The sequence below is a fragment of the Photobacterium atrarenae genome (genome assembly GCF_024380015.1).
GTDB lineage: Bacteria > Pseudomonadota > Gammaproteobacteria > Enterobacterales > Vibrionaceae > Photobacterium > Photobacterium atrarenae.
On sequence record NZ_CP101508.1, the window covers coordinates 3,170,238 to 3,193,588 of the forward strand.

General features: G+C 55.7%; 17 protein-coding genes and 16 tRNA genes. 9 read left to right on the forward strand and 24 right to left on the reverse strand.

All coding sequences use genetic code 11. The features are described 5' to 3' along the window. Nucleotides 1-16: 16 nt before the first annotated feature. The 6 genes from hfq to NNL38_RS14740 all read right to left on the reverse strand — a co-directional run bounded on the left by hfq (nucleotide 17) and on the right by NNL38_RS14740 (nucleotide 7,062). Nucleotides 17-286 (reverse strand): RNA chaperone Hfq, encoded by a 270-nt coding sequence (gene hfq, locus NNL38_RS14715; protein ID WP_255388759.1) that lies wholly within the window; start codon nucleotides 284-286, stop codon nucleotides 17-19. Nucleotides 287-371: 85 nt separating this feature from the next. Further along, nucleotides 372-1,307: a tRNA (adenosine(37)-N6)-dimethylallyltransferase MiaA gene (miaA, locus tag NNL38_RS14720; protein WP_255388760.1), complete on the reverse strand. Its 936-nt coding sequence runs from the start codon at nucleotides 1,305-1,307 to the stop codon at nucleotides 372-374. After that, nucleotides 1,300-3,393 carry a DNA mismatch repair endonuclease MutL gene (gene mutL, locus NNL38_RS14725; RefSeq protein WP_255388761.1) on the reverse strand — a complete coding sequence of 698 codons (2,094 nt, stop codon included), beginning with the start codon at nucleotides 3,391-3,393 and terminating at the stop codon, nucleotides 1,300-1,302. Before mutL ends, miaA begins: the two co-directional genes overlap by 8 nt. Nucleotides 3,394-3,395: 2 nt before the next feature. Continuing rightward, nucleotides 3,396-5,051 (reverse strand): N-acetylmuramoyl-L-alanine amidase, encoded by a 1,656-nt coding sequence (locus NNL38_RS14730; protein ID WP_255388762.1) that lies wholly within the window; start codon nucleotides 5,049-5,051, stop codon nucleotides 3,396-3,398. A 50-nt stretch (nucleotides 5,052-5,101) separates the two neighbouring features. Beyond that, nucleotides 5,102-5,566 (reverse strand): tRNA (adenosine(37)-N6)-threonylcarbamoyltransferase complex ATPase subunit type 1 TsaE, encoded by a 465-nt coding sequence (gene tsaE / locus NNL38_RS14735; RefSeq protein ID WP_255388763.1) that lies wholly within the window; start codon nucleotides 5,564-5,566, stop codon nucleotides 5,102-5,104. Between the two features lie 8 nt (nucleotides 5,567-5,574). Next, on the reverse strand, nucleotides 5,575-7,062 hold the full coding sequence (locus NNL38_RS14740; protein ID WP_255388764.1) for an NAD(P)H-hydrate dehydratase: 1,488 nt from the start codon (nucleotides 7,060-7,062) through the stop codon (nucleotides 5,575-5,577). A gap of 202 nt (nucleotides 7,063-7,264) precedes the next feature. On the opposite strand from NNL38_RS14740, the gene queG reads away from it, so the two are divergent. Continuing rightward, nucleotides 7,265-8,398, forward strand: coding sequence for a tRNA epoxyqueuosine(34) reductase QueG (gene queG, locus NNL38_RS14745; RefSeq protein WP_255388765.1), 1,134 nt, complete (start codon nucleotides 7,265-7,267; stop codon nucleotides 8,396-8,398). 787 nt (nucleotides 8,399-9,185) lie between these two features. Here queG and NNL38_RS14750 read toward each other — a convergent pair. From NNL38_RS14750 to orn, 17 genes are all read right to left on the reverse strand, one after another. Continuing rightward, a tRNA-Gly gene (locus NNL38_RS14750) sits at nucleotides 9,186-9,261 on the reverse strand. Between the two features lie 108 nt (nucleotides 9,262-9,369). Further along, nucleotides 9,370-9,446: transfer RNA gene (locus NNL38_RS14755), tRNA-Met, on the reverse strand. 42 nt (nucleotides 9,447-9,488) lie between these two features. Then, nucleotides 9,489-9,580: transfer RNA gene (locus NNL38_RS14760), tRNA-Gly, on the reverse strand. Between the two features lie 36 nt (nucleotides 9,581-9,616). Continuing rightward, nucleotides 9,617-9,692: transfer RNA gene (locus tag NNL38_RS14765), tRNA-Gly, on the reverse strand. A gap of 35 nt (nucleotides 9,693-9,727) precedes the next feature. Next, nucleotides 9,728-9,819: transfer RNA gene (locus NNL38_RS14770), tRNA-Gly, on the reverse strand. Nucleotides 9,820-9,855: 36 nt separating this feature from the next. Further along, nucleotides 9,856-9,931 (reverse strand) — tRNA-Gly (locus NNL38_RS14775). Between the two features lie 35 nt (nucleotides 9,932-9,966). After that, nucleotides 9,967-10,042, reverse strand: a tRNA-Gly gene (locus NNL38_RS14780). 35 nt (nucleotides 10,043-10,077) lie between these two features. Then, nucleotides 10,078-10,168: transfer RNA gene (locus NNL38_RS14785), tRNA-Gly, on the reverse strand. Nucleotides 10,169-10,204: 36 nt separating this feature from the next. Continuing rightward, nucleotides 10,205-10,280, reverse strand: a tRNA-Gly gene (locus NNL38_RS14790). Nucleotides 10,281-10,298: 18 nt separating this feature from the next. Beyond that, nucleotides 10,299-10,375, reverse strand: a tRNA-Met gene (locus tag NNL38_RS14795). 41 nt (nucleotides 10,376-10,416) lie between these two features. After that, nucleotides 10,417-10,492, reverse strand: a tRNA-Gly gene (locus tag NNL38_RS14800). A gap of 18 nt (nucleotides 10,493-10,510) precedes the next feature. Further along, nucleotides 10,511-10,587: transfer RNA gene (locus tag NNL38_RS14805), tRNA-Met, on the reverse strand. A 41-nt stretch (nucleotides 10,588-10,628) separates the two neighbouring features. After that, nucleotides 10,629-10,704, reverse strand: a tRNA-Gly gene (locus NNL38_RS14810). Between the two features lie 18 nt (nucleotides 10,705-10,722). Continuing rightward, a tRNA-Met gene (locus NNL38_RS14815) sits at nucleotides 10,723-10,799 on the reverse strand. 41 nt (nucleotides 10,800-10,840) lie between these two features. Further along, a tRNA-Gly gene (locus NNL38_RS14820) sits at nucleotides 10,841-10,916 on the reverse strand. 18 nt (nucleotides 10,917-10,934) lie between these two features. After that, nucleotides 10,935-11,011, reverse strand: a tRNA-Met gene (locus NNL38_RS14825). A gap of 125 nt (nucleotides 11,012-11,136) precedes the next feature. Next, nucleotides 11,137-11,682, reverse strand: a complete 546-nt coding sequence (orn, locus tag NNL38_RS14830) for an oligoribonuclease (RefSeq protein ID WP_255388766.1) — start codon at nucleotides 11,680-11,682, stop codon at nucleotides 11,137-11,139. A gap of 132 nt (nucleotides 11,683-11,814) precedes the next feature. On the opposite strand from orn, the gene rsgA reads away from it, so the two are divergent. The 5 genes from rsgA to NNL38_RS14855 all read left to right on the forward strand — a co-directional run bounded on the left by rsgA (nucleotide 11,815) and on the right by NNL38_RS14855 (nucleotide 18,675). Continuing rightward, nucleotides 11,815-12,867, forward strand: coding sequence for a small ribosomal subunit biogenesis GTPase RsgA (gene rsgA, locus NNL38_RS14835; protein ID WP_255388767.1), 1,053 nt, complete (start codon nucleotides 11,815-11,817; stop codon nucleotides 12,865-12,867). A gap of 162 nt (nucleotides 12,868-13,029) precedes the next feature. Further along, a complete protein-coding gene (gene asd / locus NNL38_RS14840; RefSeq protein WP_255388768.1) occupies nucleotides 13,030-13,911 on the forward strand; it encodes an archaetidylserine decarboxylase in 882 nt (293 codons plus the stop codon). A gap of 136 nt (nucleotides 13,912-14,047) precedes the next feature. After that, complete coding sequence (locus tag NNL38_RS14845; RefSeq protein ID WP_255388769.1) at nucleotides 14,048-15,463, forward strand: SLC13 family permease; 1,416 nt, start codon at nucleotides 14,048-14,050, stop codon at nucleotides 15,461-15,463. A 245-nt stretch (nucleotides 15,464-15,708) separates the two neighbouring features. After that, nucleotides 15,709-17,586, forward strand: a complete 1,878-nt coding sequence (locus tag NNL38_RS14850) for a methyl-accepting chemotaxis protein (RefSeq protein ID WP_255388770.1) — start codon at nucleotides 15,709-15,711, stop codon at nucleotides 17,584-17,586. Nucleotides 17,587-17,775: 189 nt separating this feature from the next. Next, nucleotides 17,776-18,675 carry a DMT family transporter gene (locus NNL38_RS14855; protein WP_255388771.1) on the forward strand — a complete coding sequence of 300 codons (900 nt, stop codon included), beginning with the start codon at nucleotides 17,776-17,778 and terminating at the stop codon, nucleotides 18,673-18,675. A 277-nt stretch (nucleotides 18,676-18,952) separates the two neighbouring features. Here the strand turns inward: NNL38_RS14855 and epmA are convergent, their stop codons facing one another. Next, nucleotides 18,953-19,924, reverse strand: a complete 972-nt coding sequence (gene epmA / locus NNL38_RS14860) for an elongation factor P--(R)-beta-lysine ligase (protein WP_255388772.1) — start codon at nucleotides 19,922-19,924, stop codon at nucleotides 18,953-18,955. Between the two features lie 494 nt (nucleotides 19,925-20,418). Between epmA and frdA the strand changes: the two genes are divergently transcribed. Genes frdA through frdC form a run of 3 tightly spaced genes read left to right on the forward strand, consistent with a single transcriptional unit; the run spans nucleotide 20,419 to nucleotide 23,350 of the window. Then, nucleotides 20,419-22,224 carry a fumarate reductase (quinol) flavoprotein subunit gene (gene frdA, locus NNL38_RS14865; RefSeq protein WP_255388773.1) on the forward strand — a complete coding sequence of 602 codons (1,806 nt, stop codon included), beginning with the start codon at nucleotides 20,419-20,421 and terminating at the stop codon, nucleotides 22,222-22,224. Next, nucleotides 22,224-22,964 (forward strand): succinate dehydrogenase/fumarate reductase iron-sulfur subunit, encoded by a 741-nt coding sequence (locus NNL38_RS14870; protein ID WP_255388774.1) that lies wholly within the window; start codon nucleotides 22,224-22,226, stop codon nucleotides 22,962-22,964. The genes frdA and NNL38_RS14870 overlap by 1 nt, the downstream gene beginning before the upstream one ends. Before the next feature lie 2 nt (nucleotides 22,965-22,966). Then, nucleotides 22,967-23,350 (forward strand): fumarate reductase subunit FrdC, encoded by a 384-nt coding sequence (frdC, locus tag NNL38_RS14875; RefSeq protein ID WP_255388775.1) that lies wholly within the window; start codon nucleotides 22,967-22,969, stop codon nucleotides 23,348-23,350. Nucleotide 23,351: the final 1 nt, after the last annotated feature.

Below are 23,351 nucleotides of genomic sequence, written 5' to 3' on the forward strand. Positions count from 1 at the left end.
TATTGAAGAATGCAAATTATTCTTCAGGTTTTTCCTGAGTACGCTCGGCTGGCGCTTGACGCTCGCCGGCATGATGGTGGTTCACCGGACGAGCCGGGACCACAGTCGAGATCGCGTGCTTGTACACCATCTGGTTAACCGTATTCTTGAGCAGGATAACGAACTGATCAAATGACTCGATTTGGCCTTGCAGCTTGATACCATTGACCAGGTAAATAGAGACCGGAATTCTTTCTCGACGCAGCGCATTCAAAAACGGGTCTTGCAAAGATTGCCCCTTAGCCATTATTTCTTTTCCTTATTTGTTTGTAGTTGTATTTAGCAACGAACAACATTAAAAATACGCAAAACAGTGTGAGTATACACGCGAATCAAACGCCACATCTAACTGAGTTTGTGACGGTTTGTAACGCAGTCTCCACATCACTGCTATCCAACCACGTCAAATCTTTCCAGCTTCTGAGCCAGGTAATTTGACGTTTCGCCAATTGACGGGTCGCGCAGATTCCACGGAACACCGCTTCGTCTAAATCACCGTTCCCGTCCAAGTATTCCCACATCTGTCGGTATCCTACACAGCGTATCGACGGCAAATCCGGATGGAGATCACCTCGCTCATACAAAGCACGAACTTCCTGTTCAAAACCGGCTTCGATCATGTTGGCGAAACGCTGTTCAATCCTCTGATGCAGGACAGCCCTGTCCTTGGGGGTTATTGCAAACTGATGAACCTTATACGGCAAAGACTCACCCTGGGTTTTCGTCAGCTCAGTTAAAGTTTTACCCGAAATACGGAAAACTTCCAATGCCCGAGACAAACGCTGCGGATCATTCGGGTGGATCCGAGCGCCTGAGACCGGATCAATCCGCACCAATTCCTCATGCAGTGCCTGCCACCCTTTTTCTTCTGCTTCACGTTCAATCGCCGCCCGAATCTCAGGATCGGCCGCCGGCAAAGGGGACAAGCCTTCCAGCAAGGCTTTGTAATACAACATGGTACCACCAACCAGCAGAGGAATCCGTCCATCTGCCACTATATCAGCCATTTCTTTCAGTGCATCAGCACGAAAGTCTGCAGCTGAATAACTTTGCGCTGGATCACGAATATCTATCAGGCGGTGCGGTGCCAGAGAGAGTTCCCGGGCATCCGGCTTGGCTGTGCCGATATCCATCCCCTTATAAATAAGGGCGGAATCAACACTTATCAACTCCACCGGTAGCTGTTGACGCAAACGAATGGCCAGATCGGTTTTTCCCGATGCGGTCGGCCCCATTAAAAAAATGGCCTGTGGTTGTGGCTTAGTCATAGTTAAATGCTTCTACTGCTGCGCGGACATCGACCGGACGCAACAGGTGTGAATAATAATGTTCAAGGGTCTCGCCCCACAATTGCTCCAGCTCAGCCACCAGCTGAATCGCCTGGGACAAACTGAATGTAGCGGCGGGGATCACAAGTTGGCCGGCAAGCCACTCCAGCAGAGGTTCCCAGCCCTGAGCGTCCGGGTCCTCCGCCACGCTGGCCAGATAATCGAGCAGCGCCGGCAGCAGTTGCTGCAGGTTCTGCTGGCGTAGCGGCAGGCAGACCGACATCACGATCAAGCCGCTTTTTCCTTTGGCTTTTAGCTGGATGCCTAACTGTTTAAGCAGCAGGGCATGCTGTTCTGCACAGGCGATCATCGCCGGCTCTGCCGGCAGCGCATGCGGGATCAGCAAAGGTTGTGCTTTCAGCCCTTCGCCCTGCGCCTGGCGCAGCTGGCCTTTATACCGCAGTCGCTGGGCATAATCGAGCGATAACAACGCCAATCCGCCGTCTCGGTTGAGCAGTAAATAGCGCTGCTCGACCAGGCACAGCGCTTTGCCCAGCCCGGCGCAGGGATAATCAGTAACCGGCGCACAAGCGCCACTGGCCGAAGCAGCCGCTACACGAGGTGTCGCAGCAAGCGGTGTCTCAGCCGGTGTACCCGGTGCCGATGCTGGACGCTCGTATGGAATTGATTCCAGGTTCCGCTCCGGAGACTCCGGCTGCGCCGGGGTCTGCATGAGCTGCTGGTAGGCATGGACTTCTTGCTTGGAGGGAGTCTCGCTGCCGTAGTGACGAGCGCGACCCGAAGCCGTGCCCCCCGAGTCCTGGCGATGGGCGGGATACGACGCGGCCGCACGTGATTCGCTACGACGATCCGACGCGCTGCGATTTCGCGGCGTCTCGGCCGCTGGCATCCATTCACTGGCCTGAGCTTTATTCGGATAATCCGGCGTCCGGGCGATCGCCGCCATCATAGACGTCGGAGCACACTCCGCCGGTTCGGACGGTTCAGAAACCTGTGGCACCGGAGTGTCATAGTTCGCCCGGGCACTGGCCCGGGTCGGCGCCTGGTATTGCGCGCTCGGCTCGGCCAGAGATTGCTGCAACGCACTCTGCAGCCCCTGGCAAATAAAGTCATGTACCAGACGTGCCTGGTGAAAACGCACCTCATGCTTAGCCGGATGGACATTGACATCCACCTGATGCGGATCAACCTCGATATAGAGCACATAAGCGGCATACTGTTCGCCAGACAGAGTGCCCTCATACGCCTGACGAATGGCGTGGTTGATCAGTTTGTCCTTCATCATCCGGCCATTGACGTAGCAATACTGGATATCGTTCTGGGCCCGGGCACCTTGCGGACTACAGATCCACCCCGACAGCTTCAGATCACCGTGTTCGAGTTCCACCGCCAGGGCATGGTTCAGAAATGCACTGCCGCATACCGCGGCCAGCCGGCGCTCCTGTTGGAGCTGGGTTTGCGCGGCACGATACTGGCGGATAGTTTTGCCGTTATGGCGCACATTAATCGTGACATCAAACCGACTCAGCGCGATCCGCTTGAGCAGCTCGTCAATGTGGCCGAATTCAGTTTTTTCAGTGCGGAGAAACTTACGCCGTGCCGGGGTATTGAAAAACAGATCCAGCACTTCCAGCGTGGTGCCGACCGGGTGGGCCGCCGGCTTGAGCGTGACTTCCATCTCCCGCCCTTCAGCATACGCAGCCCAGGCTTCTTCCTGCGCCGCCGTGCGAGAGGTCAGGGTCAGCCGGGAGACTGAGCTGATACTGGCCAGCGCCTCGCCACGAAAGCCGAGACTGGCTATCGCCTCCAGATCATCCAGCGTCGCAATCTTGGAGGTTGCATGGCGGCTCAGCGCCAGCTGGAGCTCATCTTTGGGGATCCCTTTGCCGTTATCCCGGATCCGGATCGTCCGGCTGCCACCCTTATCGATATCAATCTCAATGCGGGTTGCACCGGCATCCAGGCTGTTTTCCACCAGCTCTTTCACCACCGATGCCGGACGTTCAACCACTTCCCCCGCCGCGATTTGGTTTGCCAGGCGGGCCGGCAAGATCTGAATAGGCATAATTAACTTCTAGGTATCGTGAGCGTTTGGCCAACGGCCAGTGTATCTGAGCTTAGCTGATTCGCCTCACGAATACGACTGATACTCACCCCATAGCGGGTCGCTATTTTACCCAGAAACTCCCCGCGTTTCACGGTATGGGTCAACGCCTTCGGGGCCTCGACTATAATTTTCAGCGTCTGCCCGATCGCTAGCTCGTCCGAGCGTAACCGGTTGGCTTGGCGAATACTGGCCACCGTCACCCCGTAGTTGTCGGCGATCTTGCCCAGGTATTCCCCCCGCTTGACTTGATGTGTCACGGTGCGGATGCGCGCCGGAGGCGTCGCTGGGCGAGCCGGGGGGGACACAGCGATCCGGGCATTGGGGATTTGCAGAACCTGGCCGATGCGCAGGGTGTTGCTCTTAAGGTTATTAGCCTGCTTGAGTGCTGCTGTGGAAGTGCCGTAGCGGGCAGCAATCACACTCAGCGACTGGCCTCGGCTCACCGTATGTTTGACGCCATTTTTCCGGGCTGCGAACAGCGTACCTTCCGGCGGCTTTTCATTGAAATACGCCAGAACCCCTTTGTACACGGCATTGGCCAGTTTATTCTGGTGCGAACGGGTGTTGAGGAGGCGCTCTTCCTTTGGATTGGTAATAAATCCGGTTTCGACCAGCAAGGACGGGATATCGGGTGACTTTAACACCGCCAGGCTGGCATGTGCCGGCTTGCTCTTGTGCAAGGTGGTCACTCTGCTGAGCTCTTTCAGCACCCGCGAGGCAACATCGTAGCCCTCTTTCTGGGAGTGACTGAACTGGAGATCCAACACCGCCATACTCAGGTACTGATCATCATTGCCCCCCGTCAGCACATCACCACCACCGAGCAATTCCGACTGCTTCTCGTGTTGCTCCAGCCAGCGCCCGATCTCAGTATTGGCACGGCGGGTATTGAGCACCCAGACCGAGGCTCCGCGCGGTTGCGGCTTATGAAACCCATCCGCATGGATGGACACCAGCAGGTGGGCCTTGTTTTTACGAGCGATTTCCGAGCGCTTATTGAGATTCACAAAATAATCGCCCCGCCGGGTCAGGACCGCTTTCATCCCCGGGGTCGCATTGATCTTGGCCGCAACCTTTTTTGAGATATCCAGGGTGACATTTTTCTCGTATTTCCGGCTCGGGCCGATCGAGCCAGGATCCTCACCGCCGTGTCCGGCATCAATCGCGACGATAATGTCCTCGGTGCCGTACGGCAGCAGTGCTTCGCGATTCTGGCTGACCGGCTTCTTTGGCGCCGGCTTTGCTTTGCTCGCGGTTTTCTGGTGGGGCAGATCCAGCACCAAGCGGTGACCATAATGCCCATCCGGCGTGGGTGCCAGCTTGAAGATCGTCGGATCGGTGCCGGCCTTGGTCTCAAACACCAAACGGTAAGTCCCGGACGCCGGCGCGCTGCTGCTGCGAATTTTCGTCAGCACCGCGCTGTCTTTCACGTTGACCGGCAACTTGGTTTTCAGCTCGGTATCTTTGAGATCGACAACCAGACGATTGGGCTTGGTCAGGGTGAAGTAAGTAAACGCAACTTCATCCTGCACATCGAGCACCACTCGTGTCTCATCCGGGGCAGGCCAGACACGAATACTTTTTAGCTCGTTGGCCCAGGCCCACGAGCTGCACATTCCTGCTCCTACAATCAATATCGGCAATAGAGATCGAAATGACATCCTGATCAACACAACTCCAAACGCTTGATCAATTCCCGGCCATAGTCATTGTTGGCCGTAATCGAGACCTGCCGCTGCTCGTCGTGATAGCGCATCTCAATCTCCAAATCCGGCTCTGGTAACAGGCCTGCCCCTTTTTCCGGCCACTCCACCAGGCAGATGGCATCGGCCGTGAAATAATCACGGATCCCCATGAACTCCAGCTCTTCCGGATCAGCCAGGCGGTAAAGGTCAAAATGATAAACCTGCCACGGCGGCAACTCATACGGCTCCACCAGTGTATAGGTCGGACTCTTGACGTTCCCCTGGTGGCCCAGAGCGCGAATAAAGCCACGGCTAAAGGTGGTCTTCCCCGCCCCGAGATCACCGTGCAGGTAAATTGTGGTCTGGCGGTGGCAAGCAGTGGCCAGTTGAAGTCCTAACGCGACGGTTGCTTGCTCATCGGCAAGCAGTGTTTCAAATGTTTGCATTGTTTTCTTTATCTTGGGTTAACCAGTTGGCGAAGATACGGAAACAGATCACTGGCCAGCATGCCGCGCTCACCGTCGCAGGCACATAAATCAGCCGCGGTACTGTGGAGCCACACGCCAGTGCAAGCTGCTTCGAGCAAGGACAGTCCCTGCGCTGCCAGCGCCCCAATGATCCCAGACAGTACATCTCCCATACCGCCCGTTGCCATTCCCGGATTACCGGCAGTACAAATCCAGCACTGCCTGCCATCATCAATCAGCGTACCGGCCCCTTTGAGGACCACTACACCACCAAATTTTTGCTGCAACTGCCGGACGGCCGTGAACCGGTCAGCTTCAACCGCTGCCACAGTCCAGCCCAGCAACCGGGCGGCTTCACCCGGGTGCGGCGTTATTATACGATTATTTTTATAGTCTGGTGAGAGGGCTAATAAGTTCAACCCGTCGGCATCCATCACCATTTTTTTATCGGTGTCTTCAAAATGAAACACCAGAGCCTTGCTCCAATCACTCTGGCCCAGGCCCGGCCCGAGAACAATAACATCGGCCCAGTCCAGCCGCTGACGGATTTCGTGGGCTTTATCCTGCCATCCCTGGACCATTATTTCAGGCCTTGCAGTCACAATTGACAAGACATTGTCAGACTGGGTGATCACCGCTGTCAGCCCGGCACCACTGCGAGCACTCGCTTCGGATGCCAGCCGAATTGCTCCCGCCATCCCCAGATCGCCCCCGACACACAACACCCGACCATGGTCTCCTTTATGCGCCGTTCGCCCTCGCGGGGGCAGGCATCGCTGAACAACGTCGTGATCCACCCGGTAGGCAGAAGGCGCGGTACAATTGGTGAAGGTGTGCTCGACCCCTAACCCGGCAAAATAAAGCTGGCCACAATACTGGCTGGCCTGGCCGGTACACAGCCCCTGTTTAAGGCCAATAAACGTCACGGTGGCCTCGGCCCGAATCGCTGTGCCTAGCACAGCGCCGGTATCCGCGCAGAGACCGGAAGGAACATCAACCGCAAAGACTGGCTTGTCAGTCCGATTGAGCTGCGCAATCAATAACGCGCAATCCTCGCGTACCCGGCCACTCAGACCCGTTCCCAGCAAGGCATCGACCACCATGTCGACATCATCGGGAACCTGCGACTGCGGCGAGGTGATCTGGCCGCCGGCAGCCAGCCAGGCATCCCGCGCCCGGACCGCATCACCGGTGAGCCGGTTCGCATCACCGAGCTGCCATAACCGGACCTGCATACCACACTCCAGCGCCAGCCGGGCAACAACATATCCGTCCCCGCCATTATTTCCGCCGCCGCAACAAATCAGAATAGACCGGCATTGCGGATAACGTTGGCTTAACAACGAAAAGACCGCCTCGCCCGCACGAACCATCAGCTGATACATTTCCAGCGAAGCTGCCCGGGCTGCCCGTTGCTCCCCTTGCCGAACCTGCTCGGCCCGGTACAGCAACGTGGGTAGTTGTGTTGTCACCATCTCCGCTCCCTCTGGTTCCCCTCAGACGCCCCACTAGACATCCGTTCGCAGTGTACAAATAGTGCCCAAAACCGCCATCAGGTACAATCATAAATCCCCCACAGCTTGAAGCGGGTGCTGAGACTTCTATGATTAATTCAATTACTGGTGACTATGGTACACTTCGGCCCCCTGACACTCAGCCACACAGCATAAACCCACAATGACGATAGACTACAGCGAATTGGCCCTGAACATTAAACAATGGGGCAAAGAACTCGGTTTTCAACAGGTTGGGATCTGCGATGTGGATCTGAAGCAACATGAAGCTCAGTTACAACGCTGGCTTGATGCCGGTTATCATGGTGAAATGGACTGGATGGCTCGCCATGGCATGATGCGTGCCCGTCCCGATGAACTCCTGCCCGGCACTATACGGGTGATCAGCGTGCGGATGAATTATCTGCCTCCTGAAGCCGGATTTGCCCAAACCTTAAAGCAACCAGAACTGGCTTATATCAGCCGCTATTCACTCGGTCGGGATTACCACAAGCTCATCCGTAACCGCTTAAAACAACTGGGTCAGCGCATTGAACAAGCAGCCGGTGCCTTTGGCTACCGTCCTTTTGTTGATTCGGCTCCAATCTTAGAACGCCCCCTGGCAGAAAAAGCCGGCTTAGGGTGGACCGGTAAGCACTCGCTGATCTTAAGTGAGCAAGCAGGCTCCTGGTTTTTTCTGGGGGAGCTGCTGGTTGATTTGCCCCTGCCGGTGGATCAGCCGGTCGACAATCAATGCGGTAAGTGTATGGCCTGTATGACCAGTTGCCCGACCGGTGCCATTGTTGAAGAAGGCGTCGTGGATGCCAGACGCTGCATCTCCTATCTCACCATCGAGTTCGACGGGGTGATCCCGGAAGAATTTCGCGAGCCGATGGGGAATCGTATTTACGGTTGCGACGACTGCCAGCTGGTCTGCCCGTTTAACCGCTATGCAGATATCACCGATGAACGTGACTACCACTGCCGGGACACGCTTTACCAGCAGCCCCTGCATGTGTTGTATCAGTGGACAGAGCCGCAGTTTCTCAAAAACACCGAAGGCTCAGCCATTCGACGGATCGGCCACCGGCAATGGCTCCGCAACCTGACAATCGCCATGGGTAACGCACCGTATCAACCAGAGATTATCGCAGCCCTGGAGCTGCGCCAGGGGGAAAGTGAACTGCTGGATGAACACATTCACTGGGCACTCGACAAACAGCGGGACAAGCGTCAGGCGCATGTCATTGAAGTCCTGCCAAACAAAACCAAGCGATTGGTCCGGATCATCGAAAAAGGCCTGCCCCGCGACGCCTAGCAACCTGGCGTGCTCCCGCAGCGCCGACAACACGGCATAAAGTGGGAGCAATATCGGCCTTCCCCGGAAATGTGGAAAACCATTTCATCTCTCTCAATATTTTCCATTCTCAAAAAGATTAAACACAGCCGAATATACTCACAATCAAAACAGTTATCCCACTGGCATACATATTGATCAGGCTGTATATAATCTCTGGATAAATACAACAAAACCCAGACATAACAATCATTTAGACTGTTGATATCGTCGATAAAAAAATGAGGAAAAAGAAAAAAAAGAGGCGAGTTAAAGAGTTATTCACACGAGGTCGGCACACGTAATCAACTGACTTACCCACAACTGAACAGATGTGGATAACTCTGTGCACGAAGGATTGAATTGATCAACCCAGACCACCGCAAGCCCAGAGAAAGCCTACATTCTGGCGGGGTGAGATTCTGGATAAGAGAAGTGATTTCTTGGCCTACGTCCCTGAATCTATCAGGGGTATCCACAAAATCAAAGAGCATGTACCGTTACCAAGAACCAGCCTTTTATGAGCTGACTGACAGAGCATCCTGATAATCAGAGACAGACAAACAGCCATTCAGGCTGTTTCTATCTCAATCTGATGATGTCTTTGAAGCTGACTGCTTCCTGAGGTTCCGAACTGTACTGTTCCGGAACTTTGGCGCGACACACAAGACCAACGAGCTTATCGATTAGTCGAGGAATGTAGCAAATAGGACTATTACTTCACAGTAGTAGTTTGCCGTATCACCACGAATATGGCGACAGCAAGATTTGGAGCGACATACGAGGTTCGAACTCGTGACCTCAACCTTGGCAAGGTTGCGCTCTACCAGCTGAGCTAATGTCGCATATTCTCATCAGAGAATTGGTTGCGGGGCTCGGGTTTGATCCGGGCGGCGCTTCCGTCGACGGCCTGAGGGTTATGATAAAAATAACGCCAGACTGTCTGAAATTGTTGGTTGCGGGGGCCGGATTTGAACCGACGACCTTCGGGTTATGAGCCCGACGAGCTACCAAGCTGCTCCACCCCGCGTCCGTATTGTCTCACCATTAAAGCACGATGAAGGCTGTAAACTGGAGCGACATACGAGGTTCCTGATCTTCAAGGAGCCAGGCGTGACCTCAACCTTGGCAAGATAACGCTCTTACCCGCTGAGCTCATGTCGCATCTGTCATTGTTCAGTACAATGAGAACTATCAATTTGGAGCGACATACGAGGTTCGAACTCGTGACCTCAACCTTGGCAAGGTTGCGCTCTACCAGCTGAGCTAATGTCGCATTCGTCACCGTTAAGCACGATGAAAGCTATAATCTGGAGCGACATACGAGGTTCCTGATCTTCAAGGAGCCCGGCGTGACCTCAACCTTGGCAAGATAACGCTCTTACCCGCTGAGCTCATGTCGCATCTGTCATTGTTCAGTACAATGAGAACTATCAATTTGGAGCGACATACGAGGTTCGAACTCGTGACCTCAACCTTGGCAAGGTTGCGCTCTACCAGCTGAGCTAATGTCGCATTCGTCACCGTTAAGCACGATGAAAGCTATAATCTGGAGCGACATACGAGGTTCGAACTCGTGACCTCAACCTTGGCAAGGTTGCGCTCTACCAGCTGAGCTAATGTCGCATTCGTCACCGTTAAGCACGATGAAAGCTATAATTTGGAGCGACATACGAGGTTCCTGATCTTCAAGGAGCCCGGCGTGACCTCAACTTGGCAAGATAACACTCTTACCCGCTGAGCTCATGTCGCATCTGTCATTGTTCAGTACAATGAGAACTATCAATTTGGAGCGACATACGAGGTTCGAACTCGTGACCTCAACCTTGGCAAGGTTGCGCTCTACCAGCTGAGCTAATGTCGCATATTCTCATCAGAGAATTGGTTGCGGGGGCCGGATTTGAACCGACGACCTTCGGGTTATGAGCCCGACGAGCTACCAAGCTGCTCCACCCCGCGTCCGTATTGTCTCACCGTTAAGCACGATGAAGGCTATAAACTGGAGCGACATACGAGGTTCGAACTCGTGACCTCAACCTTGGCAAGGTTGCGCTCTACCAGCTGAGCTAATGTCGCATATTCTCATCAGAGAATTGGTTGCGGGGGCCGGATTTGAACCGACGACCTTCGGGTTATGAGCCCGACGAGCTACCAAGCTGCTCCACCCCGCGTCCGTATTGTCTCACCGTTAAGCACGATGAAAGCTATAAACTGGAGCGACATACGAGGTTCGAACTCGTGACCTCAACCTTGGCAAGGTTGCGCTCTACCAGCTGAGCTAATGTCGCATATTCTCATCAGAGAATTGGTTGCGGGGGCCGGATTTGAACCGACGACCTTCGGGTTATGAGCCCGACGAGCTACCAAGCTGCTCCACCCCGCGTCCGTATTGTCTCACCGTTAAGCACGATGAAGGCTATAATCTGGAGCGACATACGAGGTTCGAACTCGTGACCTCAACCTTGGCAAGGTTGCGCTCTACCAGCTGAGCTAATGTCGCATATTCTCATCAGAGAATTGGTTGCGGGGGCCGGATTTGAACCGACGACCTTCGGGTTATGAGCCCGACGAGCTACCAGGCTGCTCCACCCCGCGTCCGTCTTCAAAAACAACTGTTTGACAATTGCCTTTCGAGGCTGCGCATTATACGAGGAAAATTACCGGATGCAATACTTCTGCAAAAAAATCTGTATATCTTTCCCCGTCTGACCATTTTATCATCAAATATTAAAAATATGCTCACGATAATAGCGCAGTTCGGCAATTGAGTCGCGAATGTCGTCCAGCGCCAAGTGGCTGCCCTTTTTCGTAAATCCATTCAACAACTCAGGCTGCCAGCGTCGGGTCAGCTCTTTCAGCGTACTGACATCTAGGTAACGGTAATGAAAGTACTGCTCAAGTTCAGGCATGTGTTTGTACAGGAAGCGGCGATCCTGGCCAATGCTGTTGCCACAAATTGGCGATGCACCTTGCGGCACCCATTGCTCCAGAAAGGCAATGGTCTGGCGCACGGCTTCAGCCTCATCAATCTTGCTCTGGCGGACTCGTTCAACCAAGCCGCTACTGGTATGCGTTTTGGTACACCAGTCATCCATTTTAGCCAGCTCATCATCTGACTGATGGATTGCCAGTACCGGCCCTTCAGCCAGAATATTTAACTGCGCATCAGTCACAATAGTTGCGATTTCAATGATTTGATGCTGTTCCGGATCTAGCCCGGTCATTTCCAAATCAATCCAAATTAAATTCTGCTCGCTGATCGCCATTGGATTTTGCCTATTTTGAGAGTAAACCATGTATGATAATACCAAACCGTGCAGTGATCCGTACTTTTCGCAAATCCCGATCGCTGCCAACCGGTATATTACCGTAAGCCAACTCAACTGAACGATATTCTTGTGGCAAAAAAGAAAAAGCTTACCAAAGGTCAGAGCCGCCGCGTGCGCTCTAACCAGAACAAACGACTACGTCGTGAAAAAGATGACGTCCAGTGGGATGAAGCCCTGCTGGCATCTGCCCGTGAAGGGCTGGTGATCACCCGCTTCGGCCAGCATGCCGATGTTGAAGATCCGGAAACCGGGATCATTCACCGCTGTAACCTGCGACGCAGCATTCAAAGCCTGGTCTCCGGTGATCGGGTCGTCTGGCGCCCGGGCGTCGAGGCGCTACAAGGGATCGCCGGCGTTGTCGAGGCCGTACATGAACGCGAATCCATGCTGACCCGCCCGGATTATTACGACGGGGTCAAAGCCGTGGCGGCCAACGTCAACCGAATCATTATTGTCTCTTCCGTACTCCCGGAGCTTTCGCTAAACATTATCGACCGCTACCTGATTGCAGCGGAAACGGTCGGGGTCGAGCCGCTGATTGTCCTCAACAAAGTGGATCTGCTCAGTCCGGAAGCACGTACTGATGTAGAAAAGCAGCTATCGCTGTATGAAGAGATTGGCTATCAGATCCGTTATGTCAGCACCACAACCGGTGAGGGCATGGCTACGCTGAGAGATGATCTGAAAGATCATATCAGTATCTTTGCTGGCCAGTCCGGAGTCGGAAAATCCAGTATGGTCAATGCCCTGATGCCAGAAGTGGATGCTGATATCGGAGATGTCTCCGAAACATCCGGCCTGGGCCAACACACCACAACCGCAGCACGCCTGTACCACTTCCCAGATGGCGGTGATCTGATCGACTCCCCCGGCGTGCGGGAATTCGGTTTATGGCACCTCGAGCCGGAGCAGGTCACCGAGGCATTTATCGAATTTCGCGACTATCTCGGCGGCTGTAAGTTCCGCGACTGTAAACACGGGGATGATCCCGGCTGCCTGATCCGCGAAGCCGTTGAAGACGGTAAAATCCGCCGTGAGCGCTATGAGAGCTATCACCGGATCATCGACAGCATGTCGGAAAATGTTGCCAACCGTCAGTTCTCACGCAACAAGCCGGAATAAAGTCACGTCCCATCAGGGCCCCGGAGAGGCAGGCCGCAGAACGCGACGCAATAAACTGACTTTCCCGGGCCTTTTCGGTATGATCCCCGGTTCGGGTTATTCTTTATTTGTTACAAGAGTAATCAAGTTGTTGATTAATTGACGCTTTCTGGAATTCATACCGTGAACGATAATCTCAAGATCGGCCTGCAGTACTGCGCGCCGAAACATGCTCTGACCCGAGTTGCGGGTAAACTGGCGGCCCTGAAAGGCGGCAAGCTGACCACCGCAGTGATCCGCTGGTTCATCAACCGCTACAAGGTTGATATGTCTGAAGCACGCAACCCGGATCCGGCCGCTTACGCCACGTTCAACGATTTCTTCATCCGTGAGCTGAAAGACGGCGCCCGCCCGATCGCAGAGCAGGCAGAGGTCATTACCCACCCGGCAGATGCCATGGTCAGCCAATGCGGCCCGATCACTGAAGGTCGTCTGATCCAGGCCAAAGGCCACACCTTTGAGGCAGTTGAATTGCTGGGCGGCGATCAGGCTCTGGCGGATGAATTCCAGGGCGGTGACTTTGCCACCTTGTACCTCTCTCCGCGTGACTATCACCGGGTGCATATGCCATGCGACGGGACCTTGCGCCAGATGATTTACGTCCCGGGCGATCTGTTCTCAGTTAACCCGCTGACCGCGGAAAACGTACCGAACCTGTTCGCGCGCAACGAGCGGGTTGTTTGTGTCTTCGATACCGTTCACGGTCCCCTGGTTCAGGTGCTGGTTGGCGCCACCATCGTCGGCAGCATGGATACCGTCTGGGCCGGCACCATCACACCACCGACCGGTCCTGTGGTTCGTCGTTGGGATTATCCGGCGACCGGGGACGAAGCCGTCATACTGAAAAAAGGTGAAGAAATGGGGCTGTTTAAACTGGGCTCAACGGTGATCAACCTGTTCCCGAAAGACATGGTTGAATTTGTCGACACGATGCAACCGGGGCAACCGACCCGGATGGGTCAGCCGTATGCAACACTCAAACCTGTTGCGGCCTCAGAAGCGTGACCAGTTAACATTTTTACGCAAAAAGGGCGATTTTCGCCCTTTTTTCATATCAGAATATTAACCGGCGCGAAGACATTCCCGCTGGACAAATAGTATGCTGGCTGTCTATTCCATAGCAGAATCAAGCCAACACACTATGAACAATCTTTCCGTTGCTCAGATTGCCAAACTACTGATTGCATTCGGTATTCCGCTCAGCATCGCTTGTCTTCCCATTGAACTGATCCCCATCGAAGGCCTCACCGTGGTCCAGCACCGCCTGCTGGCAATTTTTGCCCTGGCCGCCCTGCTCTGGGTACTGGAACCAGTGCCGGTGTTCGCCACCTCGATTTTAATCATCGCCCTGGAACTCATCATGATTTCCGATAAAGGGATGCATCTGTTCCGGGCCGAATCCGGTGCCCATCCGATGGGCGAACTCATCCCCTACACCGAGATTCTGGGGGCGTTTTCATCGCCGATTATCATTCTGTTTATGGGTGGCTTTGCCCTGGCCATTGCCGCCTCCAAATATGAGCTGGATAACAATCTGGCCCGGGTGCTGCTCAAACCGTTCGGCACCCAACCCCGGTTTATTATGCTGGGCCTGATGCTGATCACCGCAGTGTTTTCCATGTTCATGTCGAACACCGCCACCACAGTAATGATGCTGGCCCTGCTGGCGCCGATTGTCGCCTCAGTGCCCCAGGGGGATACCGGGATCAAAGCGTTGGTGCTGTGTATTCCGATTGCCGCCAATACCGGCGGGATCGCCACACCCATCGGCACGCCACCGAACGCCATTGCCCTGCAATATCTGACCGGAGAGCACAGCATCAGCTTCCTCGGCTGGATGATGATCGGCCTGCCCTTTGTGATTCTCCAGCTCACCTTTGCCTGGTGGCTGCTGCAAAAGCTCTTCCCGTCGACACAGCAGCAAATGACCCTGAAACTGGACGGACAGTTTCAGCGCAGCTGGCAGGCCTTCGTCGTCTACACCACCTTCGCCCTGACCATTATTCTGTGGATCACCACCGCCCTGCACGGCATGAACACCTATGTCGTCGCCATCATCCCCCTGGCCGTGTTTACCCTGACCGGCATTATGGGCAAAGAGGAGCTCAAGCTCATCAACTGGGATGTCCTCTGGCTGGTTGCCGGGGGAATTGCGATTGGCCTGGGGTTGGATCAGACCGGGCTGGCCGAAGCCCTGGCGCATGCGATTGACTACAGTGTGCTGTCGCCGGCTGCCGTGGTGCTGGCCCTGTCGCTAATTTGCTGGCTGATGGCCAACTTTATGTCCAATACCGCCACGGCAAACCTGCTGATGCCGATTGCCGCCGCCGTGGCAGTTTCGATGGACAGCCTGGCCGCGATTGGCGGCCTGCAGGGCGTGCTGGTGGTCGTAGCCTTCTCGGCTTCTCTCGGCATGATCCTCCCGGTCTCAACCCCACCGAACTCCCTGGCCTACTCCACCGGGCTGATTGAAAGCAAAGACATGGCGAAAACCGGGGTGATCCTCGGCCTGGTCGGCCTGTTCGTCGTCTACCTCGGTGCCTGGCTGCTGACCTGAGCACGCTCAATATGCACTCAGAGCCGTACCATTCTGAAGTGAAGGCAGTGTGACTGCCTTCACTTCCCCCGCCACTGACCCCGCCTTTGGACAAGATTTGTAAGCAACATCACGGTATTCCCGGAAGTAGTCATCAATGATTGCTCCGACTCGCCGATAAAGCACCCAACACGATGCAATAAAAATCATGATACCCACGGCATCCTGTGAACAACCATACTCAGGCCATGAAGTGAGAGCCCAAGATGAAGCATACGATCAAGTTTAAAATCCAAGTCGCCATCGCGGTGATTATCGCCTCGGTCAGTGCCGTCCAGGCCTGGCTGTCAATTAACCAGCTCCAGCAGGAAACCACCACCGCAGTCACCACTCAGATGCGGGATATCGGCCAGGCGACCAGTCGCTATATTAGCGACTGGCTCAGTGCCCGGCGCGATATGATGTTGGCCAACGAGCCGCTGATCGCCAATCAGGACAACGTCGACCGCGAACTGCTGCTGACCAAACGTGCCGGCCACTTCCTGTCGGTCTATGCCGGCTTTAATGACGGCAGTATCGCTTACGGTGATAAAAGTGAAGACTGGCCGGCCGACTACGATCCCCGCACCCGCCCCTGGTATCAGGATGCGATGACCGCGGGCAAACTCATTGTCACCGAGCCTTACCAGGACTTTGACGGCAGTTTGGTGGTCAGTTTTGCCAAGCCGTTTCAGGGACAATACCAAGGGGTGCTGGCAGCGGATCTGACCGTCAGCCATATCATCCGGCAAGTGCTTGACCTGAAACTCGAAAACAGCGGCTTTGCCTTCCTGATCGACGGCCAGCACAATATTGTTGCCTACCGGGACGAAGCGCTCAGCCAGCAGCCAATCACCCGTCTTAGCAACGATCTGACCCCGGCCCTGCTCAACCAACTTCAGGCCAATCAAACCATCGGAACCATTTCGCTCGATGGCCAGGAGAAACTGATTTCCGCCGTCCCCATTGCCGGTACTGACTGGACCCTGGGCCTGATCGAAGACAAGGCCGAAGCCTTTGCCGGGATCAGCCGCCAGATCACCTTCATTAGCCTGGCTTCGCTGGGACTTTACCTGGTGATCGCCGTGGCCGCCGCAATGATTATCAACCGCCTGCTCAATCCTCTGAATAACCTGAGCCAATCGGTCCGCCAACTGGCCCAGGGCAGCGGCGACTTAACCCAGCGGATTGAAATCGAGCGTATGGATGAGATTGGCGAGCTGGCCGATCACATGAACCGTTTTCTGGCCCAGATCCAAGACATGATCAAAGACATCGTGACCCAGTCTCACACCCTGGGTGAGCAGGCGGCGCAATCTGCCCGCCAAACCGAGCTGGCCAACCATAAAGTGGCAGAGCAGCAGAACGACATCAACCAAATCGCGACCGCTATCCACGAAATGTCGGCAACTTCAGGGGAAGTGGCCAGCCATGCTGAACTCACCGCGTCGGCCGCACAGGCCTCAACCACCGCCTGCGAAGCCGGTCAGCACGTCATCGGTCAAAACCGCAACGCCATTACCCAACTGGCCGATCAGATTCAGGATGCTGCGGGAGTCATCCATGAGCTCGAAGCCAACGCCCAGAACATTAACCAGATCCTCTCCACCATTCAGGGCATTGCCGAGCAAACCAACCTGCTGGCGCTCAACGCCGCTATTGAAGCCGCCCGGGCCGGAGAGCAGGGACGCGGGTTTGCCGTAGTCGCCGATGAAGTGCGGGTGCTGAGCCAGCGCACCCACGATTCGACGGAGGAGATCCGCAGCATGATCGAAACCTTGCAGCAAAATACCCGCCAGGCGGTCGACAGCATGGAAACCAGCACCGGCTTGGCCGGGCAAAGCGTCGACTTTGCGGCAGCGGCCAGTGACAGCCTGACCCAAATCACCACCGCAATCACCGAAATCTCCGATATGGCGACCCAAATTGCCAGCGCCGCCGAGGAGCAACGGGCGGTGAGTGAAGATATCAGCCGCAACACTCAGGCGATCAAAGATGTCTCCGATCATCTGGCCGAGCAGACCCGCAACGTGAATCAGAGCAGTCAGGCAATCCATACTGCTGCCGAAACCATGCGCGAGGATATGTCCCGCTTCCGCGTTTAACCCGACCCCGAGTGATCCGGCAATACGCCGGATCACTCGCAGACGGCCAAATCGTGCATCAAATGCCGTCATCTCTCCAATGCATGAATCTCATCTCGCAAGCGTTTCTCCCCCAAACAGACTGAGGTATTATCCTCATTCCATGATCAGGCCCGGACGGCCAAGTGTTACAAGGAATGTCACCAACCTATGCTCGGATCCGCCTCACTCGCCGAATGGTTTGCCCTCGGTGCAGCCTCACTCTGGGCACTCAGCAGCCTGATTTCCGTGACACCTTCGCGTCATCTGGGCGCCTTTGCCTACAGTCGCTGGCGGATGGCCTGCGTCACCGGGATGCTGTCAGTGATGGCGCTGCTGAACGGCGGTTGGGGGACGGTACAATGGGAGAGCGCCGGGATGATGCTGCTGTCCGGGCTGGTCGGCATTTTCATCGGTGATACGGCCCTGTTTGCCTGCTTCAACCGGATCGGTCCCCGCCGGGGCGGCCTGCTGTTCGCCTGCCATGCCGTTTTTTCGGCACTGCTGGGGATCTGGCTGTTTGGGGAAACTCTGGCCGGATGGAAACTGATCGGGGGGCTGGCGGTATTTCTCGGCGTGGCCTGTGCCATTTTCTTCGGCCAGCAGCAAACCCATCTGTGGGAAACAATCCACGGCAATTTGTGGATTGCCATTGCACTGGGTCTCATGGCAGCCCTGTGTCAGTCGCTCGGCGCAGTCATTGCCAAACCGGTGATGCAAAGCGGGATTGATCCCGTCGCGGCGTCTGCCGTGCGTATGGCCAGCGCCTTCGCGGCACACAGCCTGCTGCGGCTGACCGGCGCCCGGCTGTTCCGCCCGCTCAATCCTATCACCTGGCCGATTTTCGCCATGGTCGCCCTCAATGGTTTTCTGGCGATGGCCGTCGGCATGACCCTGATTCTGTATGCGCTCCGCCATGGGGATGTCGGCACCGTCGCGCTGCTCTCTTCAACCACGCCGATCATGGTGCTGCCGCTGCTGTGGCTGCATACCGGCAACCGGCCGAATCAAAGTGCCTGGTTCGGCGCAGCCCTGGCAGTGATCGGGACTGCCTTGATCGTCACCCGCTAGCCCGCCGGAAGCCACAAACACAACTGAGAACCATTTGCATTTAAATCAAAAATGACTTATAGTCAGCCCGTTTCGATAAGACGCCTTGAAATCCTAACCGGTCGCCTCATCGACAACGACCAGCTGTTCCCTGTATCAGAAAGTCCGTATCTTCTGGCGGGATACGGCCATACTGCAAAGTGTGTTTGGCCGCTTTCAAGCCGGGGTTCCCGTGCTTGCGCCAGCAAAACCCGGTGCGGCCATGCCGCATTCAGGGTCTGCTGCCATCGCGCCTGACTCAGGCAATGGTTACCGGAAAAGCCGTGACCTGATCGATATGGCTCAAGTTCTGCGCCAGCATGATCAGTCGATCGATACCCAGCGCGACACCGGCACAATCCGGAAAACCAGCCCGCAGTGCGGCAACCAAGTGATGGTCGATCGGCTGCGGTGCCAGCCCCATTGCCTGCCGCTTGCGGTTGTCGGCTTCGAACCGGGCCAGTTGCTCGTCGCCGTCGGCCAGCTCATGAAAACCATTCGCCAGCTCAACCCCCTGGAAGTAAACTTCAAACCGCTCAGCCACCCGCTCATCCGCCGGGCTAATCTGCGCCAGCGCGGCCTGTGATGCCGGAAAATCATAAACAAACGCCGGGGCCTGCTGGCCGATTTTCGGTTCAATCCCAACACTGAACAGCAGTTGCAGCAAGGTATCACGATCGGTCTCCGGCTCAGCAATATCCGCCAGTCCGAGTGGGCCGGCCGCTGCTTTCAACGCGTCCATATCGGCCGTCAGCGGGCAGAGCCCCAGCACCGTCAAGAAGGCCTGCTGATAGGTCATGCGTTCAGCACGGCCACACTGGAGCACCCGCTGCAGCAGCGCCTCCATTTCATCCATCAGCGCATGGTGATCGAACCCCGGGCGATACCATTCCAGCATGGTAAATTCCGGGTTATGGAAGCGGCCGGATTCTTCATTGCGAAACGACTTACAAATCTGGTAAATCGGCCCGCTGCCGGCTGCCAACAGGCGTTTCATGTGAAACTCCGGACTGGTCATCAGATACAGCGTCTGGCCTGAAGCGAACCCCGGCCCGACCAATTCAGTCTGGAACGTGTGCAAGTGGATATCGGTCACCGTCGCCTGGCTCATCGCCGGAGTGTCCACCTCCAGCACATCACGGCGGGCAAAGAAATCACGGATCGATGCAATAATCGCAGCGCGCTGTTTCAGTTGCGCGATCGAAGCAGTAGGTTGCCAGTGCTGAGTCATAACTTCTGTCTTACTTGTATCTGGGATGAAAAGAGACGCAGAGTGTAGCAGACTCCCCCCCAGGCATCAGCAGCCTTCCTTGTGAATCTCGGTCCGCCGACGCTGATACCGGGCAAACCACAACACAGGCACACCCTGATAACACTTCTGTCACCCAGGCGACATAATGAATACATTCCTCGCCTGCATACGTCTTCCTATTCGCAACTTTGTTTTTTAAATGAACCAGTTGCAGCCAAAAAGAGAAACACAATCTTTACGAGCCAGAAATAATTCATCCAAGCCGAAAACAGCCCGCAACAATATGCAAACATGGGCACCTGTGATAATTATCACACTTCCCGCAATCACCTGCTACTTTTGGGCTATTTCCCTGAAAAAGCTGCGTCTAAATCAAATTTTCTATCGATAGCGTTGCATAGAATGATTTCAGGATTTCAAGGATAGGCCCGAGCGGCCTTTTTCAATTTTCGTCTTACCTTCGGAGGATAGCTGTGAAGACAATTACCACAGATATCGCTGTAATCGGTGCTGGTGGTGCCGGCCTACGCGCGGCCATCGCAGCAGCAGAAGCCAACCCAGAGCTGGACATTGCTCTGATCTCTAAGGTCTACCCAATGCGCTCCCATACGGTCGCAGCGGAAGGGGGCTCTGCCGCCGTCATCAAGGATGAGGACAGCCTGGATAACCACTTCAATGACACCGTCGGCGGCGGTGACTGGCTGTGCGAGCAGGACGTGGTCGAGTATTTCGTCGAAAATGCCACCCGTGAAATGACCCAGCTCGAGCAATGGGGCTGCCCGTGGAGCCGGAAAGACAACGGCGACGTCAACGTCCGTCGCTTCGGCGGGATGAAAGTCGAGCGGACCTGGTTTGCGGCTGACAAAACCGGCTTCCATATGCTGCACACCCTGTTCCAGACCTCGATCAAATACAAACAGATCCAGCGCTTTGACGAGTACTTTGTGGTCGACCTGTTAGTGGATGATGGCCAGGCGCAAGGTCTGATTGCAATCCACATGTCCGAAGGTGAGCTGATCTGCATTAAAGCCAAGTCGGTGATCCTGGCGACCGGCGGCGCCGGCCGGGTGTATCACTGCAACACCAACGGCGGGATTGTCACCGGCGACGGCATGGCCATGGCCTATCGCCACGGCGTTCCGCTGCGTGATATGGAATTCGTGCAGTATCACCCGACCGGCCTGCCGGGCACTGGGATCCTGATGACCGAAGGGTGTCGCGGCGAAGGCGGCATTATCGTCAACAAAAACGGCTACCGTTACCTGCAAGACTACGGCATGGGCCCGGAAACGCCGATTGGCCAGCCGAAAAACAAATACATGGAGCTGGGGCCGCGGGATAAAGTCTCCCAGGCGTTCTGGCATGAACAGCAAAAAGGCAACACCATCGAGCACCCGCTGGGCGATGTGGTCCATCTTGATCTGCGCCACCTGGGCGAAGAGTACCTGCGCGAGCGCCTGCCGTTTATCTGCGAGCTGGCCAAGGCCTACGTCAATGTCGACCCGGTAAAAGAGCCGATCCCGATCCGCCCGACCGTGCACTACACCATGGGCGGGATTGAAACCAACAGCCGCAACGAAACCCGGATCAAAGGCCTGTTCGCGGTCGGCGAATGTTCCTCTGTCGGCCTGCATGGTGCCAACCGCCTCGGTTCGAACTCCCTGGCAGAATTGGTCGTCTTCGGCCGGGTTGCTGGTGAAGAAGCTGTCGCGCGTGCTGCCGAGTTCAACGGCTGGAACGACGCTGCCATCGACGCCCAAATCCGTGAAGTTCAGGCACGCATCGACACCCTGATGAATCAGGAAGGCGATGAAAACTGGGCTGATATCCGCACCGAAATGGGTCAGAGCATGGAAGCGGGCTGTGGGATCTACCGTCAGGAAGATCTGATGCAGGCCACCATCGACAAACTGGCCGAGCTGCGTGAGCGCTACAAGCGCATCAGCATCAAGGACAAAGGCAAGGTCTTCAATACCGATCTGCTGTACGCCATCGAGATCGGCTACAGCCTGGAAGTGGCCGAAGCCATGGCGCACTCAGCCCTGCTTCGCCGCGAGTCCCGCGGTGCCCACCAACGCTTGGATGAAGGCTGCACCGAGCGGGATGACGACAACTTCCTGAAGCATACGCTGGCCTTCTACAACGGCGATCAGGCACCGAAGATTGAGTACAGTGAAGTCACCATTACCAAATCTCAGCCGAAAGCCCGACTGTATGGTGCCGCCGCCGAAGAGGCCGCCGCCAAAGAAGCCGCAGAGCAGAAGAAGGAGCAGGCCTAATGTCAGCCAATCGTATTCAGAACATTGAAATTCTGCGTTATGACCCGGAAACAGACGCAGAGCCCTACTTACAGCGGTTCGAAGTGCCGTTCAACGAAACCATGTCGGTGCTCGACGCCCTGGGCTATATCAAAGATCACCTGGACAAGGATCTGGCCTACCGCTGGTCTTGTCGGATGGCGATCTGCGGCTCGTGCGGGATCATGGTCAACCAGGTGCCTAAGCTGGCCTGCAAAACCTTCCTGCGGGACTACCCGAACGGGCTGACCATCGAGCCGTTGGCCAACTTCGCCATCGAGAAAGATCTGATTGTCGACATGACCCCGTTCATCGAGCGCCTGGAGGCCATCAAGCCCTATATCATCGGCAATGATCGCACTCCGGAAGACGGCCCGAACAACCAGACCCCGGAGCAGCTGGCGCGTTACAAGCAGTTTTCCGGCTGTATCAACTGCGGCCTGTGCTACGCAGCCTGCCCGCAGTTCGGTCTCAACCCGGAATTCATTGGTCCGGCCGCACTGACGCTGGCGCATCGCTACAACCTCGACAGCCGGGATCACGGTGCTGACGAGCGGATGAAGCTGATCAACGGCGAAAACGGCGCCTGGGGCTGCACCTTTGTCGGCTACTGCTCTGAAGTGTGTCCGAAAAGTGTCGATCCGGCCGCGGCGGTCAACCAGGGCAAAGTGGAATCATCCAAAGATTTCGTCATTGCCATGCTGAAACCTCAGGAGGCCTAAGGATGAGCAACCGTAAACCCTATGTTCGCGAAATGAAGCGTACCTGGTGGAAAGACCATCCTTTCTACCGTTTCTACATGCTGCGTGAGGCCACCGTGCTGCCGCTGATCTTCTTCACCCTGTGCCTGACCTTCGGTCTGGGCTGTCTGGTGAAGGGGCCGGAAGCCTGGCAAGGCTGGCTGAGTTTTATGGCCAACCCGGTGGTGATCATCCTGAACCTGTTGGCGCTGGCCGGCAGCCTGTTCCATGCCCAGACGTTCTTCAGCATGATGCCGCAGGTGATGCCGATCCGCATCAAAGGCAAAGTGCTGGATAAGAAAATCATCGTCCTGGGGCAGTGGGCCGCGGTGGCAGCCATCACCCTGTTTGTTCTGATCCTGGTGTAAG

Bases quoted from the DNA above. Each gene is read 5' to 3' on its own strand.
- hfq (WP_255388759.1), bottom strand. From the start codon at position 286: ATGGCTAAGGGGCAATCTTTGCAAGACCCGTTTTTGAATGCGCTGCGT.
- miaA (WP_255388760.1), bottom strand. From the start codon at position 1,307: ATGACTAAGCCACAACCACAGGCCATTTTTTTAATGGGGCCGACCGCA.
- mutL (WP_255388761.1), bottom strand. From the start codon at position 3,393: ATGCCTATTCAGATCTTGCCGGCCCGCCTGGCAAACCAAATCGCGGCG.
- NNL38_RS14730 (WP_255388762.1), bottom strand. From the start codon at position 5,051: ATGTGCAGCTCGTGGGCCTGGGCCAACGAGCTAAAAAGTATTCGTGTC.
- tsaE (WP_255388763.1), bottom strand. From the start codon at position 5,566: ATGCAAACATTTGAAACACTGCTTGCCGATGAGCAAGCAACCGTCGCG.
- NNL38_RS14740 (WP_255388764.1), bottom strand. From the start codon at position 7,062: ATGGTGACAACACAACTACCCACGTTGCTGTACCGGGCCGAGCAGGTT.
- queG (WP_255388765.1), top strand. From the start codon at position 7,265: ATGACGATAGACTACAGCGAATTGGCCCTGAACATTAAACAATGGGGC.
- orn (WP_255388766.1), bottom strand. From the start codon at position 11,682: ATGGCGATCAGCGAGCAGAATTTAATTTGGATTGATTTGGAAATGACC.
- NNL38_RS14845 (WP_255388769.1), top strand. From the start codon at position 14,048: ATGAACAATCTTTCCGTTGCTCAGATTGCCAAACTACTGATTGCATTC.
- NNL38_RS14850 (WP_255388770.1), top strand. From the start codon at position 15,709: ATGAAGCATACGATCAAGTTTAAAATCCAAGTCGCCATCGCGGTGATT.
- NNL38_RS14855 (WP_255388771.1), top strand. From the start codon at position 17,776: ATGCTCGGATCCGCCTCACTCGCCGAATGGTTTGCCCTCGGTGCAGCC.
- epmA (WP_255388772.1), bottom strand. From the start codon at position 19,924: ATGACTCAGCACTGGCAACCTACTGCTTCGATCGCGCAACTGAAACAG.
- NNL38_RS14870 (WP_255388774.1), top strand. From the start codon at position 22,224: ATGTCAGCCAATCGTATTCAGAACATTGAAATTCTGCGTTATGACCCG.
- frdC (WP_255388775.1), top strand. From the start codon at position 22,967: ATGAGCAACCGTAAACCCTATGTTCGCGAAATGAAGCGTACCTGGTGG.